The 14,951-nt window shown below is 74.0% G+C and carries 7 protein-coding genes; 6 read left to right on the forward strand and 1 reads right to left on the reverse strand.

Translation table 11 applies throughout. The annotated features are described in order from the left end of the window. Positions 1–108: 108 nt before the first annotated feature. Positions 109–1,449, forward strand: a complete 1,341-nt coding sequence (locus AB0B40_RS26380; protein WP_345054375.1) for an NAD(P)-binding protein — start codon at positions 109–111, stop codon at positions 1,447–1,449. Between the two features lie 154 nt (positions 1,450–1,603). Here AB0B40_RS26380 and AB0B40_RS26385 read toward each other — a convergent pair whose 3' ends face one another. Continuing rightward, positions 1,604–3,085, reverse strand: coding sequence for an MFS transporter (locus AB0B40_RS26385; RefSeq protein WP_362265924.1), 1,482 nt, complete (start codon positions 3,083–3,085; stop codon positions 1,604–1,606). 287 nt (positions 3,086–3,372) lie between these two features. Between AB0B40_RS26385 and AB0B40_RS26390 the strand changes: the two genes are divergently transcribed. The 5 genes from AB0B40_RS26390 (at position 3,373) to AB0B40_RS26410 (ending at position 14,898) form a co-directional block, all read left to right on the forward strand. Continuing rightward, positions 3,373–3,774, forward strand: coding sequence for a nuclear transport factor 2 family protein (locus tag AB0B40_RS26390; protein ID WP_345054377.1), 402 nt, complete (start codon positions 3,373–3,375; stop codon positions 3,772–3,774). Between the two features lie 93 nt (positions 3,775–3,867). Continuing rightward, positions 3,868–5,130 (forward strand): NAD(P)/FAD-dependent oxidoreductase, encoded by a 1,263-nt coding sequence (locus AB0B40_RS26395; RefSeq protein WP_345054380.1) that lies wholly within the window; start codon positions 3,868–3,870, stop codon positions 5,128–5,130. Continuing rightward, positions 5,127–6,380, forward strand: a complete 1,254-nt coding sequence (locus AB0B40_RS26400) for a cation:proton antiporter (protein WP_345054383.1) — start codon at positions 5,127–5,129, stop codon at positions 6,378–6,380. The genes AB0B40_RS26395 and AB0B40_RS26400 overlap by 4 nt, the downstream gene beginning before the upstream one ends. Before the next feature lie 146 nt (positions 6,381–6,526). Next, positions 6,527–8,191: a tryptophan 7-halogenase gene (locus AB0B40_RS26405; RefSeq protein WP_345054385.1), complete on the forward strand. Its 1,665-nt coding sequence runs from the start codon at positions 6,527–6,529 to the stop codon at positions 8,189–8,191. Between the two features lie 2 nt (positions 8,192–8,193). Next, on the forward strand, positions 8,194–14,898 hold the full coding sequence (locus AB0B40_RS26410; RefSeq protein ID WP_362265896.1) for an SDR family NAD(P)-dependent oxidoreductase: 6,705 nt from the start codon (positions 8,194–8,196) through the stop codon (positions 14,896–14,898). Positions 14,899–14,951 lie beyond the last annotated feature (53 nt).

The following is a 14,951-nucleotide window of genomic DNA, read 5'->3' on the forward strand; positions in this document are numbered from 1 at the left end:
CGGCTGATCGCCGGTTGAGCAACCGCGGAGACGACAGTCGCCGTGCGCCGCGCCGAGACTCCCGATGATGCCGCGAACTGGCGCGGTCCTGAGAAGTGGGGAGTGGCGATGGCGACGATCGGCGGCCACGCGGTGGTGATCGGCGGATCGATGGGTGGCCTGGTGGCCGCCCGGGTGCTGGCGCGCAGATACGAACGGGTGACCGTGCTCGACCGGGACAGCCTGCCGGGGTCCGCCGAGGACCGCAAGGGCGTGCCGCAGAGCGGTCATGCGCACGCCCTGCTGATCAGCGGCCGGATGAAACTGGAGGAGCTGTTCCCCGGTCTGACGCACGAGCTGATCGGGGGCGGCGCGGTGCCCTTCGACCCCGGTTCCGATCTGTTGTTCCATCAGATGGGCGCGCACCGGGCCAGGTTCACCAGCGGGAAGCTGGGCATCAGCCTCAGCCGCGCCTTCCTGGAGCACACCGTCCGCTCCCGGGTGCGGGAACTGCCCAACGTGGAGATCCGCGACCGGACGGCGGTCGGCGGACTGACCGCCCGCGCGGCCCGGGTCACGGGCGTGCAGACCGACGCCGGCGACACGCTGCCGACGGACCTGGTGGTGGATGCCACCGGGCGCCGCGCCGGCCGGACGGACCGCTGGCTGGAGTCCCTCGGCTGGGAGGCACCCGAGACGGTGACCGTCAAGATCGACGTGGGCTACACCACCCGGCTGCTCCACCGTCCGCCGGGCGACCGGCTGCGGGACGGGGCACTGCTGTACCTGCTGGCGACCGTTCCCCCGGCCGACAAGCGGGCGGCTGCGGTGTTCGCCGTCGAGGGCAACCGCTGGGTGGTGACCCTGGGCGGCTGGCACCGGGCGCACACCCCGGTCGACCCCGACGGCTTCCGGGAGTTCGCGGCCCGGCTGCCGAGCCCGCACATCGCCGAACTCATCGACCGGGCCGAGCCCGTGGAGGCCGGGGACGCCCGCAAGTTCACCTATCCGCAGGCCCGGCGCCGTTACTTCGAGAAGCTGCGGCGGCCCGTCGGCGGATACGTGGCCCTGGGGGACGCGATCTGCAGCTTCAACCCCCTGTACGGGCAGGGGATGACGGTCGCCACGCTGGAGGCCGAGGCGCTGGGCCGGACGCTGGACCGGTACCGGTCGGCCTCGTCGGCCATGGCGCGGTCCTACTACCGGGCCGCGGCCCAGGTGATAGCGACGCCGTGGCAGATGGCCACCGGCGGGGACTTCATGTACCCGGAGACGGACGGCCCCCGGCCGTTCGGCGTGGGCCTGATCAACCGTTACGTCAAACGCGTCATGCTCGCCAGCCATGTCTCGGCCGACGCGCACCGGGTGATGCTCGACATGCAGCACCTGCTGGTGCCGCCGAGCGCGATCCTGCACCCGGGCACGGTCGTCCGTTCGCTGTGGGCGGCGGGCCGTTCCCCGGCCGCCTGAGCGCGCCGCGGTGCGGCGAAGAACCTCTCCCACGACCGCCCGCCGCCCCGGACCCGGGGCGGCGGGCGGTCGTGACGTCCCGGTGGGGCGGCGCGCCGCACGGCGGACGGCCGCCCGCGCGGTCGCGCGAGTGGCCGGTGCGGTGCCGGATCGGTCAGCCCAGGGGCATGCCCGTGGTGCCGCTGAGCGCGGCGAGGTCGCTGCGGCGCACCTTGATCACGAAGACCGAGGTGAGCAGGGCCACCCCGATGATGGCGGTGCCGGCCCAGTAGGCGGTGGTGACGCCGTGCGTCAGGACGGTGTCGCTCCACGGAGGGGGCAGCATGTGTGTCTTCGCGAACGTGGCCTGCTGCTCGGGGCTCGCCGAGGCGAGGAAGCGGGGGATCTGCTGCTTCGCCTCGTTGCGGCTGGCCGTGCCGAACACCGTGACCAGGATGGACAGTCCGAGCGCCCCGCCCACCTGCTGGGTGGCGTTGAGCAGACCGGAGGCGGCGCCGGCCTCCTCGTGCGCGATGCCTGAGACGGCGGTCAGCGTCAGGGTGACGAAGGTCAGGCCGAGCCCGAGGCCGAAGAGCACCATCGGCCCGAGCACACCGCCGAGGTACGTGCTGTCGGGCCCGATCCGGGTGAACCACAGCAGCGCCCCGGTGACGAGGGCGGTGCCGACGACTAGGAAGGGCTTCGGGCCGACCCGGGGAAGCAGTGGCTGGGCCACGCCGGCCGCGACGAGGATGGCCACCGTCACCGGCAGGAAGTTCACACCGGTACTGATCGGGCTGTAGCCCAGCACGTTCTGCACGTACAGGACCAGGAAGAAGATCAGGCCGAGCAGCGCGGCGCCGAGGCCGAGCATGATGACGTAGCTGCCGGAGCGGTTGCGGTCGGCGAACAGCCTGAGCGGCGTGATCGGCTCCGCGACCCGGCGCTCCACCATGACGAAGCCGGCCAGCAGCGCGACGGCGGCCACGAACGCGGCGATGGTCCAGGTGTCGCGCCAGCCGTCCTCGGAGGCCCGGATGAAGCCGTACACCAGGGACGCCATGCCGAGCGTCGAGGTGAACGCGCCGGGCAGGTCGAAGCGGCCGGGGCGGCGCTCGGACTCGGGTACGGCGGCCGGGGTGAGTGCCGCGATCAGCAGTCCGATCGGCAGGTTGATGAAGAAGATCCAGCGCCAGTCGAGCCATTCGGTGAGCATGCCGCCGGCCAGCAGTCCGATGGCGCCGGCACCGCCGGAGACGGCCGCGTAGACGCCGAGCGCCTTGGTGCGCTGCGGTCCCTCGGGGAAAGTGGTGGTGATCAGGGCCAGCGACGTGGGCGAGGCGATGGCGCCACCGATGCCCTGCAGGGCCCGCGCGGCGAGCAGCTGCCAGGGCTCCTGGGCCAGCCCCGCGAGCAGCGAGGCCAGGGTGAACAGCAGGATGCCGGACGTGAACACGCGCCGCCGCCCCAGGATGTCGCCGATCCGGCCGCCGAGCAGCAGCAGGCCGCCGAAGGTCAGCGTGTAGGCGTTGACCACCCAGGACAGGTCCGAGGTGGAGAAGTCCAGGGCCCGCTGGATGTGCGGGTTGGCGATGTTCACGATCGTCGAGTCGAGGACCACCATCAGCTGGCAGCCGGCGATCACGGTGAGGGCCAGTCGGGGCCGGGAGGTGCCGGCGGTCGACGCCCGGGCCTCCTCGACATCGAACTGCTCGGTCGTCACTGTCTTCTCCTCCGTCGGGACGCGCACGGGCGGGGATTTTCGTAGTCCGTAACTAGAGTCGCACTCTAGCTATCTACTCTAGCCAACTCGCCCGCCGTCGTCTCGCCCACCGGCCAACTGGGCAACTGCGGAGGTGACGGCCCCCGCGCCACGCGCCCAGACTCGGCACCGCGGTCGCCCTCAGGCGCCCGCGTCCTGCTGCCGAGCCGAAGGAGACAGTGATGTCGGAGCAGACCACGGCCGTCGTGAAGCGGCTGTACGAGGCCCTGGACAAGGCGGACATCCAGACGGTGCTGGAGATCTTCGACCCCGAGGTCGAGATCGTCACCCCGCCGTCCCTGCCCTGGTCCACCGGCCACTACCAGGGGCACGCCGGTGCGGCGCAGTACTTCGGCGGCGCGCTCGAACACCTTGAGGACACCGGCTTCAAGGTCACCGAGATCCGGGTCGCCGGCGACTGGGCCGCCGCCATCGGCAACTGGTACGGCCGTTTCCGCGCCGGCGGCGGTGAGTTCGACGTGCGCTTCGTGCACTTCTGGGAGCTGCGCGACGGACGGGTGGTGCGCACCGAGGGCATCTCCGACACGGACGGCATCGTCCGGGCGGCCTCCGGCGCGGCCTGACAGGGACATGGGGACGACGTCCAGAGGGTCTTCAGGCCCGGCGCTCAACACTGGCCGCACCGCACACCAGATCGGGCACAGGAAGGACTGGGCATGCCGTCCACACTGTTCGGGGTACCTGAGGAGTTCGACGTCGTCGTGATCGGTGGCGGTCCCGCCGGCGCCACCACGGCGGGACTGCTGGCGAAGAAGGGCCACCGCGTCCTGGTGCTCGACCGGGAACGGTTCCCGCGCTACCACGTGGGTGAGTCGCTCATCCCGGCCTTCATGCGGCCGATGGAGGAGCTGGGCATCACCGAGCGCATGGACTCCCGCGGTTTCGAGCGCAAGTACGGCGGAACGCTCGTCTGGGGCAACAAGCAGGTGCCCTGGAACTTCTCGTTCGTCGAGGGAGGCGCCCACCCCTACGCGTACCACACCCGCCGCGCCGACATGGACTCGCTGATCCTCGACCGCGCCCGCGAGCTCGGCGCGTTCATCCTCGAGGACGCCACGGTCAAGGAGCCGGTCGAGGAGGACGGCCGCGTCGTCGGCATCCGCTACACCCTGCGCGGCGCCGAGGAGGTCTACGAGGCGCGCGGCAAGCTGGTCATCGACGCCTCCGGCCAGTCCCGGCTGCTCAGCCGGCGCTACGCCGAGGTGACCTGGCACGAGGAGCTGCGCAACGTCGCCGTCTGGACGTACTTCGACAACTGCGAGCGGCTCGCCGGCGACGAGTACACCAACATCCTGATCGAGGGCCTGGACGAGGGCTGGTTCTGGGCCATCCCGCTGGACAAGGGCACCATCAGCGTCGGCTACGTCACCCGCTCCTCGCAGGTCGGCAAGACCGACCAGTCGCTGCGGGAGCTGTTCTGGGCCGAGGTCGACCGCAGCACCAAGCTCAAGAAGATGCTGGCGAACGCCAACCAGGCGGCCGGCTGGCGCACGGCGCGCGACTGGTCGTACACCAGCCAGTCCTTCCACGGCGACGGCTGGGTCTGCGTCGGCGACTCCGCGGCCTTCGTCGACCCGCTGTTCTCCACCGGTGTCGCGCTGGCCACCCTGGCCGCCAGCGTGCTCTCCAAGATCGTCCACCAGGTCCTGCTGCACCCGGAGATCGAGGAGCAGGCGCTGAAACGGTACGCCACCGCCTACCGCGGCTTCTTCGACGAGATCCGCGCTTTCGTGGAGCGGTTCTACGACCGCACCAAGTACAAGGAGTTCTACTACAGCCTGGCCCAGGAGATGGTCGACCCCGAGCGCGAGCGCGAGCCGTCGGCCGACTTCGTCCAGCTGATCTCGGGCCTGAGCGGCAAGCACCCGATGCTCAACCTCCGGCTGGACGACCTGGTCGAGGGCGCGGAACTGTCGTGACCAGCCACCAGGTCCAGCTGCTGTTCGTCGATCTCGCCCTGATCCTGTTCCTGGCCCGCGGGCTCGGACAACTGGCGACCCGGCTGCAGCAGCCCGCCGTGGTCGGCGAGATCCTCGCCGGTGTGCTGCTGGGCCCCACCCTGCTGCACGGCGCCATCTCCGACACGCTCTTCCCGAGCGACGTCAGACCACTGCTCACCGGGCTGGCCAACGTGGGGGTCGCGCTCTTCATGTTCGGAGTGGGCCTGGAACTGGACGGAGCGGCACTGCGCGGGCGCGGGCGGACCACCGCCGGCGCGGTGCTCGGCTCCACCCTGGTGCCCTTCGCACTGGGCCTGGTGCTCGCCCTGTACCTCGCCGGAGACCACGCCCCGCACAACAGGACCGCGTTCGTGGTCTTCGTCGGACTCGCGGTCTCGGTGACGGCGTTCCCGGTGCTGGCGCGCATCCTCACCGACCGCGGACTGAGCACCACCACGGTCGGCGGACTGGCCCTGGCCACGGCGGCGGCCGTCGACGTCGTGGCCTGGGCGGCGCTGGCCGCCGTCCAGGCCGGCGTCGGCGGGGGCTCCGGACACTGGAAGGTCGCCCTGACCCTGCCGTTCCTCGGCGCCATGGTCGTCGTGGTCAGGCCGCTGCTGCGCAGACTGTTCGTGCCCGCCGGCCGGCCGGTCGAGTTCACCAGCCAGCACCTGGCGCTGGTGCTGATCCTCGCCCTGCTCTCGGCCGCCGCCACCGAGGCGATGGGCATGCACTTCATCTTCGGCGCCTTCCTGTGCGGCACGGTGATGCCGCGGGCCGGGGCGGAAACCCTGCGCGAGGAGATCCACCGCCGCACCGGGCAGGTCACCGCGATCCTGCTGCCGGTGTACTTCGTGGTCGCCGGCCTCAACGTCGATCTCAGCGGGCTCGACGGCGGCATGCTGATCGACCTCGGCCTGATCTTCGCCGTCGCCGTCGTCGGCAAGTTCGGCGGCACCTACCTGGGTGCCCGCTCCCAGCGGCTGCAGCCGCGGCCGGCCGCCGCCGTGGCCGTGCTGATGAACACAAGGGGCCTGACCGAGCTGGTGATCCTCGGCGTCGGTCTCGAACTCGGCCTGCTCGACGGCTCCCTGTACTCGCTCATGGTCGTCATGGCCGTGGTGACCACCGCCATGACCGGGCCACTGCTGTCCCGCGTCTACCGGGAGCCGGTGGAGATCCCCCCGGTCACCGCCCGCCGGAAGACGACCACGGTCGTCCGGAGCTAGGCACCGCCCCCCGGAACGGTCCGGACCGCCCGGAACCGGCCGCGGCCCTCGCGGCACCGCCACGGCGGTGGCGCCGGTGCACGGCGGCCCCGGACCGAACCGGCACCAGGCCCCAACTGCCCGCAGACATAGGGAAGGACAAGAACATGGCGCGCACGAAGCCGGCATCGCGGCGCAATGACTACGACGTGGCGATCCTGGGCAGCGGGATGGCCGGCGGCATGCTCGGCGCGGTGCTCGCGCGCAACGGAGTGCGCGTGCTGCTGCTCGACGCCGGAACCCACCCCCGGTTCGCCGTCGGCGAGTCCACCATCCCGTACACCTCGGGCATGACCAGGCTCATCGCCGACCGCTACCAGGTTCCCGAACTGATGGCGCTGTCCAGCTTCAAGGGGATCCGGAAACACGTCTCACGCAACTGCGGGCAGAAGCAGAACTTCGGATTCGTCTACCACCGCGAGGGCCGCTCCCAGGCGGCCGACGAGGTCAACCAGCTGGTGGTCCCCTCGGCCATCCGCACCGAGACGCACCTGTTCCGGCAGGACATCGACGCCTACCTGTTCCACCTGGCGGTGAAGTACGGCGCCCACCCCCGGCTCGCCACCCGCATCGCCGACGTGGAGATCGACCCGGACAGCGGCGCGGTGCTGCGCACCGACGGCGGCGAGGAGTTCCGCGCCCACTACGTGGTGGACGGCAGCGGCTTCCGCTCGCCGCTCGCCGAGAAGTTCGGCCTGCGCGAGACCCCCACCCGGGCCCGCACCCACTCGCGTTCCCTGTTCACCCACATGGTGGGCGTCAAGCCGTTCGACGACTCGCCCACCGCCAAGGGCCGCCACCAGCAGCCCAACCCGTGGCACCACGGCACCCTGCACCACGTCTTCGACGGCGGCTGGCTGTGGGTCATCCCCTTCGACAACCACCCGGAGTCCCTCAACCCGCTGTGCAGCGTGGGCCTGACCCTCGACCCCAGGGTCTTCCCCAAGGGCGAGCTGACCGGGCAGCAGGAGTTCGACGCCTTCCTGGCCCGCTTCCCGGAGATCGCCTGGCAGTTCGAGGGAGCCAAGGCCGTGCGCCCCTGGGTGTCCACCGGCCGGCTCCAGTACTCCGCCCACCAGGTCGTCGGCGAGCGCTTCTGCCTCACCTCGCACGCCGCGGGCTTCATCGACGCCCTCTACTCGCGCGGCCTCACCAACACCCTGGAGCTGGTCAACGCCCTCGGCTGGCGGCTGATCGCCGCCTCCCGGGACGGTGACTGGTCCCAGGAGCGGTTCGCCTACGTCGAGGCCCTCCAGCAGGGCCTGTTCGACTTCCACGACGACATCGTCCACAGCTCCTTCGTGGGCTTCCGGGACTACGAGCTGTGGAACGCCGTCAACCGCACCTGGATGCTCGGCACCATGCTCGGCAACGTGATGCTGGAGGACGCCTACTACCGGTTCGTGCGCACCGGCCGCGAGGACGTCTTCCTCGAACTGGAGCAGAGCAAGCACCCGGGATCGCCGCTGCCGGTCAGCTCCGGCTTCAACGAGATGGGCAGTCTCACCCGGGACCTGTGCCTGTCCGTCGACGAGGGAACCCTCGCTCCCGGCAAGGCCGCCGAGCGGATCCTGGAGCACATCCGGCACGCCGACTTCATCGCACCGTCCTTCCGGCTCGGCGAACGCGGCACCCGCTGCTTCGACATGTCGCCCGGGAAGATGGCCAAGAACGCGGTGTGGTGCCGGCGCGAGGCACCGCCGGAGATCGGCCCCCGGATGATCAACGCCAGCAAGGGACTGGTCCGGATGCGGCTGCGCGGTGGCGAGTGACCATGGCCGAACCCATCGCCGTGGTCGGCATGGCCGGCCGTTTCCCCCAAGCCCCCGACACCGACCGCCTGTGGACCCTGCTGATGGAGCGCGGGGACGCGATCGGCCCCGTACCCGCCGAGCGCTGGGACACCTCCCAGCCGCTCGACCCCGAGCGGGACATCCAGGCCGTCGGCGGATTCCTCGACGGCGTGGACCACTTCGACGCCGCGTTCTTCGGCGTGTCACCGCGCGAGGCGGCCGCCCTCGACCCCCAGCAGCGCGTGCTCCTGGAGGTGGTCTGGCGCACCCTGGAGGACGCCGGCCGGCGCACCGCCGACCTCGCGGGCAGCCGTACCGGCGTCTACGTCGGCGCCTCCTGGCACGACTACGAACTGCTCCGGTACGGCCGCGGCGCCCGGCCCACCCCGCACAGCCTGTACGGCAACGCCCTGGACGTGATCGCCGCCCGGCTGTCGTACTTCCTCAAGCTGCGCGGACCCAGCATGACCGTCGAGACCGGGTGTTCCTCCTCACTGGTGGCCCTGCACCTGGCCGCGCAGGCGCTGCGCTCCGGCGAGGTGGAGGGGGCCGTCGTCGGCGGCGTCAACCTCATGCTCGACCCGCACGTCACGATCGGGCTCACCCACTTCGGCGGTCTGTCCCCGGACGGCCGCTGCCAGGCCTTCGCCGCCTCCGCCAACGGCTTCGTCCGCGGCGAGGGCGTGGCCGCCGTGTACCTGAAGACCCTCAGCCGCGCCCGCGCCGACGGCGACCGCATCCACGGCGTCGTCGTCCGCACCGTCGTCAACAACGACGGAGGCGGCGACAGCCTCGTCACCCCCAGCCCCGACGGGCAGGAGGACCTGCTCCGGCAGGCCTACGGCACCGGCGCCGTACCCGAGGGCCAGCCGGTGTACATCGAGGCGCACGGCACCGGCACCGGGCGCGGCGACCCGATCGAGGCGACCGCACTGGGCCGGATCCTGGGCCGGCACCGCGCCCCCGGCAACCCGCTGTACATCGGCTCGATCAAGACCAACATCGGTCACCTGGAGGCCAGCGCCGGCATGGCCGGCCTGTTCAAGCTGCTGCTGGCGCTGCGCCACCGGACCGTGCCGCCGAGCCTGCACTCGGCGGAACTGAATCCCGCCATCCCCTTCGACGAACTCAACGTCCGGGTGGTGCGCGAACCACTGGCGCTGCCCACCGAGGGCCCCCTCTACCTGGGCGTCAACTCCTTCGGCTGGGGCGGGACCAACGCCCATGTGGTGCTGGCCGCGCCGGAGGACGTCCCCGCCGAGCCGCCCGCCGTGCCCGACACCGGGCTGCCGGCCCTCGTCACCGTCTCCGCCCGGGAGACCGCGGTGCTCGCCGAACGCGCCCGCGCCCTCACGGCGGCGGTGCCCGACGACCCGGCGGCCCTGCGGGACCTCGCCGGCACCCTCGCCTGGCGGCGCGACCACTTCCCGGTCCGCGCCGCGCTCGTCGCCGGCACCCCGGACGAACTGCGCACCGCGCTGACCGCACTCGCCGAGAACCCCGACGGGGAGGGAACCGGCCGCGCCGTGCCCCGCGGGCGCACCGCGTTCGTCTTCCCGGGCCAGGGCTCGCAGTGGGACGGCATGGGGCGCGAACTGTACCGCGACAGCCCGCTGTTCGCCGCGACCGTCACCCGCTGCGCCGAAGCCCTGCGCCCGCACGTCGACTGGGACCTGCTCGACATCTTCGCCGGCCGGGCCGGCGACGAGTGGACCACCCGGATCGACATGCTCCAGCCCGTCCTCTGGGCGATGTCCCTGGGCCTGGCCGAACTCTGGCGCGCCTGCGGTGTCGAACCCGACGTGGTGCTCGGACACAGCCAGGGCGAGATCACCGCCGCCACACTGGCCGGCATCCTGAGCTACGAGGACGCCGCCCTGGTGATGGCCCGGCGCAGCGCCATCGCCCGCCTCACCTCGGGACAGGGCCGCATGCTCGCCGTGGACCTCGACCGGGACGCGGCCCTCGCCGCCCTGGAGGGCTTCGAGGACAGCATCTCGCTGGCCGTGCACAACGGCCCCAGCTCGTGCGTGCTCTCGGGCGAGAAGGAGGCCGTCCTCACCCTCAAGGAGCTGCTGGAGGCCGAGGGCACGTACTGCCGCCTGGTCAACGTCGACTACGCCTCGCACAGCCCGCAGATGGACCCGCTGCGCGAGGACCTGCTGACGGCGCTCGCCCCGGCCCGCCCCCGCCCCGGGACCGTACGGCTGATGTCCACCGTCCGGGTCGCGCCGCTGGACGGCCCCGAGATGGACGCCGCGTACTGGGTGGAGAACCTGCGCAGCCCCGTGCTGTTCTCCGACACCATGCGGGCCCTGCTCGACGACGGCGTCACCCACGTCGTGGAGATCAGCCCCCACCCGGTGCTCGCGCCCGCCGTCGGCCAGCTCACGGCGGACCGTACCGAGCCCGTCGCCGTCCTGACGACCATGCGCCGCCACCACGGCGGCACCGCGGACTTCGCCGAGGCCCTGGCGGCGGCCTACGCCTCCGGCCTCGAACCCTTCGGCGGGCTGCCGCGGACCGCCCTGCTGCCGGTGCCCGGCTACCCCCTGCGGCAGGACCGCCACTGGACCGCCGACCAGCCCCGCGGCACCGGCGCCGCCCGGGGCCTGGAGCCCCGGCTCCAACCGGCCCCCGGGGACCCCCGCCGCTGGCACGGACTGCTGGAACCGTCCGTCACCGACCTGCCGTGGCTCGCCGACCACCAGGTGCACGGCACCCCGGTGCTGCCGGGCACGGCCGTCCTCGCCGCGGCGCTCGCCGCCGTACGGTCCCGGACCGGGCGGCTGCCGGGCAGCCTGGAGGACATCGTCTTCCACAAGGGAACCGCCCTCGGCGACGGACCCGCCCGGCTCGCCGTCGAGTGGACCGAGGACGCCGCCGAAGGCGGTGCGCTCCGGCTGCTCGCACTGCCCGAGGGAGCCGCGCACTGGGAGGAGAACGCCACCGCCCGCGCCGTCGTCGGCGACGTCCGGCACCATCCGGCCGGCCTCCCCGGCTGGACCGCGAGCGCCGAACCGGAGACGGCCGCCGAGCTGTACCGCACCTGGGCCGCCCGTGGCCTGGAGTACGGCCCCGCCTTCCGGACCGTGCGCGCCCTGGCCGTCACGGCCGACGGCGACGAGGCCCTCGGCGAGGTGGTCCTCTCCGAGCGGCTGCGCGCGGGCAACCGGGCGCACGGCCTGCACCCCGCCCTCTGGGACGGTGCGCTCCAGGTCTCCCTGGCCCTGTGCGGCCGCGAGGCGGGCCAGGACGCCGTGGTGCCGACGGAGATCGAACGCGTGCTGGTCACCGGCGCGTTGGAGGAACCGGTCACCGCGCTGTGGTCCCACGCCCGGCGCCGCGCCGACGGCCGGTTCGACCTGCACCTGTTCGCCGGCCACGACGGCCTCCCGCTGCTCAGCGTCGTCGGCCTGCAGCTCACCCCGCTCGCGGCCGGCGGCCCCCAGGGCCCCGCCGACGCCGCGCTGCTGCACCGGATCGACTGGACCGAGCTGCCGCCCCCCGCCGAGGAGACGGCGGCCGAGCCCGGCCGCTGGGTGGTCTGCGGTGACCCCGTGGAGGCGGACGCCATCGCCAAGGGACTCGCCGACCGCGGCGCGGAGACCCTGCGCACCGGCCCCGGCGAGACGCCCGGCGAGGCCACCGGCGTGGTGTTCGTCGCGCCCGGGGCGCCCGCCGGACCGGAGGAGCAGCGGCAGGGCCTGCTGCGGCTGGCGGCGCTCGTCACCGCCTGCGCGGCCCAGCCCGTCCCGCCGCGGCTCGCCGTCGTCACCCTCGGCGCGCAGGCCGCCCTGCCGGACGACGAGCCCGACCCCGGGGCCGCCCTGTACTGGGGCTTCACCCGCGTGCTGCGCCGGGAGCACGCCGAACTGGCGCCCCGGCTGATCGACCTCGGCCCCGCCGACGCGGGCCGCGGCGCCGACGGCGCGGCCGAACTCCTCCGCGGCGGCGCCGACGCCGAGGACCAGCTCGCGCTGCGCGCGGGCCGCAGGCTGGCCGCCCGGCTGACCCGCGGCCCGGCCACCGAGCCGACGCCGCTGCCCGCCCCCCGCACCCGGCACCAGCCCTTCCGTATCGACCCCGGCGGCACCCCCGTCGCCCTCACCCGCCGCCCGCCCGGCCCCGGCGAGATCGAGGTCGAGACGACCGCGGCGACCGCTCCCGGCGGCCCGGCCGCCCCCTGGGCCGGCTGCGCCGGACGGGTGGTCGCCGTGGGTGACGCGGTGACGGGATTCGCGGTGGGCGACCGGGCCGCCGTCTGTGCCCCGGACGGTCCGGCGAGCCATGTCACCGTGCGCGCCGACCTCGCCCGCCCGATACCCGAGGGGCTCGGCGACGCGGCCGCCGCCGTCCTCCCGGTCGCCGCCGCCACCGCCTGGTACGCGGTGGTGGAAGCGGCCCGCGTCACCCCCGGGGACTCGGTCCTCGTCCACATCGGCGACGCGGTGGGCCTGGCCGCGGCCGCCCTCGCCCGCGACCTGGGCGCCCACGTCCTGGCCACGCTCACGCCCGCGGGCGTCACCGACGGTGTCATGACCGCGGAGGCCGGGTCCGACGGTGCCGCGGCTGCGGCGGAACGCGGATCCGGCGGGGTCCTGGCCCCGGCGGAGGGCGTCACCGGTGATGTCGCGGCGGTGGCGCAGGTCGGGTCCGGTGAGTCGGCTTCGTCGGGTCTGTCGGCTGGTGCTCGGTGGTCCGCGTACGCCGGTGCGGCGCCCGGATCGGGCGTCCCGGCCGCGGTTCTCGAGTCGCTCGCCGGTGTCGAGCGTGCCCGTGTGCGGGCCACGCGGGCGGACGCGCCCGGCGCCGACGGTGTCCTGGCCCCGGCGGAGGGCGGGTCCGGCGGGGACGCGGCTGTGGCCGAGGCAGGGTCCGGCGGGGTCGTGGCCCCGGCGGAGGGTGTCACCGGCGATGTCATGGCTGCGGCGGAGGGCGGGGCCGGGGAGTCGGCTGTGTCCGGTCCGGCGGCTGGTGCTCGGTGGTCCGCGTATGCCGGTGCCGCGCCCGGATCGGGCGTCCCGGCCGCGGTCCTTGAAGTGCTCGCCGGTGTCGAGGTGTTCGACGCCCGTGACCCGGGATGGCCGCGGGCCGTCCGGTCGGCCCTCGGCGGCCGGGGCGTGGACGTGGTGATCGGCCGCCCGGCCGGCGCCGGCCCCGCGCGGGCGGTCGCCGCGCTGGCCCCCGACGGGCGGGCGGTGACCCTCGACGGCACCCGTCCCGACCCGGCGGCGCTCCCGGCCGGCGCCGCGCTGTTCACCGTAGATCCGCGAGGCCTGCTGCAGCGGCGGCCGGAACGGTTCGCCGCCGCCCTGGCGGCGGTGTGGGACCGGGCCGCCACCACCGGACCGCTCCCGCTCGCGCCGCGCACCTTCGCCGAGGCCGGCGGACCCGGCGCACGATCCGGGCGGACCCCCGCCGTACCCGCCGTACCCGCCGTACCCGCCGGGCCGTCGGACCCGTCGCGGCCGGCCGAAGGCGCCGGCCCGGCACCGCAGGCCCCGGCCCACCCGGCCGTGACACCGGTGCTGCTCGGCCCCTCCACCGTGGACGCGGTGGCGGCCGTACCGATGCCCGGCGGAACGTTCCGCGCGGACGGCAGCTACCTGATCACCGGCGGCCTCGGCGCGCTCGGCCTGTCGCTGGCCGAACACCTCGCGGAGCACGGTGCCGGTGCCCTGGCGCTGCTGGGCCGCTCGGCCCCCGGCCCGGAGGCCGCCGCCCGGATCGACCGGATCCGCGCACGCGGCGCGCGGGTCCGCACCCTGCGCTGCGACGTCTCCGACGGCACCGCGCTCGCGGCGGCCCTGGACACCGTCCGCGCCGAACTCCCGCCGTTGCGGGGCGTCGTGCACGCGGCCGGCGTCCTCGACGACGCCACCGTCCGCAATCTCACCGCCGCCCAGCTGGAGCGGGTACTCGGCCCGAAGACGGTGGGCGCGGCCCACCTCGACCGGCTGACCGCCGACGACCCGCTGGACCTGTTCGTGCTCTTCTCCTCCGCCGCCGGTCTGGTCGGCAACGCGGGCCAGGCCGCCTACGCGGCGGCCAACACCGGCCTGGACGCGCTCGCCGAGGCCAGGCGCCGCCGCGGGGTGCCCGCGCTGAGCGTGCAGTGGGGCCCGTTCGACGACATCGGCCTCGCGGCGAGCGAGGAGACGCGCGGAGCCCGGCTCGGCGAACGGGGCATGGGCGGCATCTCCGCCGAACAGGCGTGGGGCGCCCTCACCCGGATGCTCGCGGGCGACCGGCCGGTCGTCGGGTACGTCCCGATCGACCTGCGGCAGTGGTTCGACGCCTACCCCGACACGGCGGCCCTGGCCAGCTGGCAACGGCTGCGCGCGGCCGCCGGCGACGGCGGATCCGGTACCGCGGCCGACGGGGAGTTCCTCTCCCGGCTGCTCGCGGCCCGGCCCGCGGACCGGACCGCGATCGCGGCCGGCCGCATCCGCGAGCTGGCCGGCCGGGTGCTGCGGCTGGACGCCGACCGCATCGAGGCCGGCACCCCCTTCAAGTCCCTCGGACTGGACTCGCTGATGAGCCTGGAGCTGCGCAACCGGCTCGAGGCCGCCTTCGGCACCCGCCTGTCCCCGACCCTGCTGTGGGCGTACGGCACCACCAAGGCGCTCGCCGAGCACCTGTGCGCCCAACTGGAGCCCGCCGCCGAGGCGGACCTCGCCTGACCCGAGGCGCCCGGCGGCGGCACGCACGACCGACCGCAGACCGCCGGGCGCCC

The organism is Streptomyces sp. NPDC042638 (assembly GCF_040647235.1).
GTDB classification, from domain to species: domain Bacteria; phylum Actinomycetota; class Actinomycetes; order Streptomycetales; family Streptomycetaceae; genus Streptomyces; species Streptomyces rameus.

Coding starts and splice junctions, on each gene's coding strand:
- AB0B40_RS26380 (WP_345054375.1), top strand. CDS start 109: ATGGCGACGATCGGCGGCCACGCGGTGGTGATCGGCGGATCGATGGGT.
- AB0B40_RS26390 (WP_345054377.1), top strand. CDS start 3,373: ATGTCGGAGCAGACCACGGCCGTCGTGAAGCGGCTGTACGAGGCCCTG.
- AB0B40_RS26395 (WP_345054380.1), top strand. CDS start 3,868: ATGCCGTCCACACTGTTCGGGGTACCTGAGGAGTTCGACGTCGTCGTG.
- AB0B40_RS26405 (WP_345054385.1), top strand. CDS start 6,527: ATGGCGCGCACGAAGCCGGCATCGCGGCGCAATGACTACGACGTGGCG.
- AB0B40_RS26410 (WP_362265896.1), top strand. CDS start 8,194: ATGGCCGAACCCATCGCCGTGGTCGGCATGGCCGGCCGTTTCCCCCAA.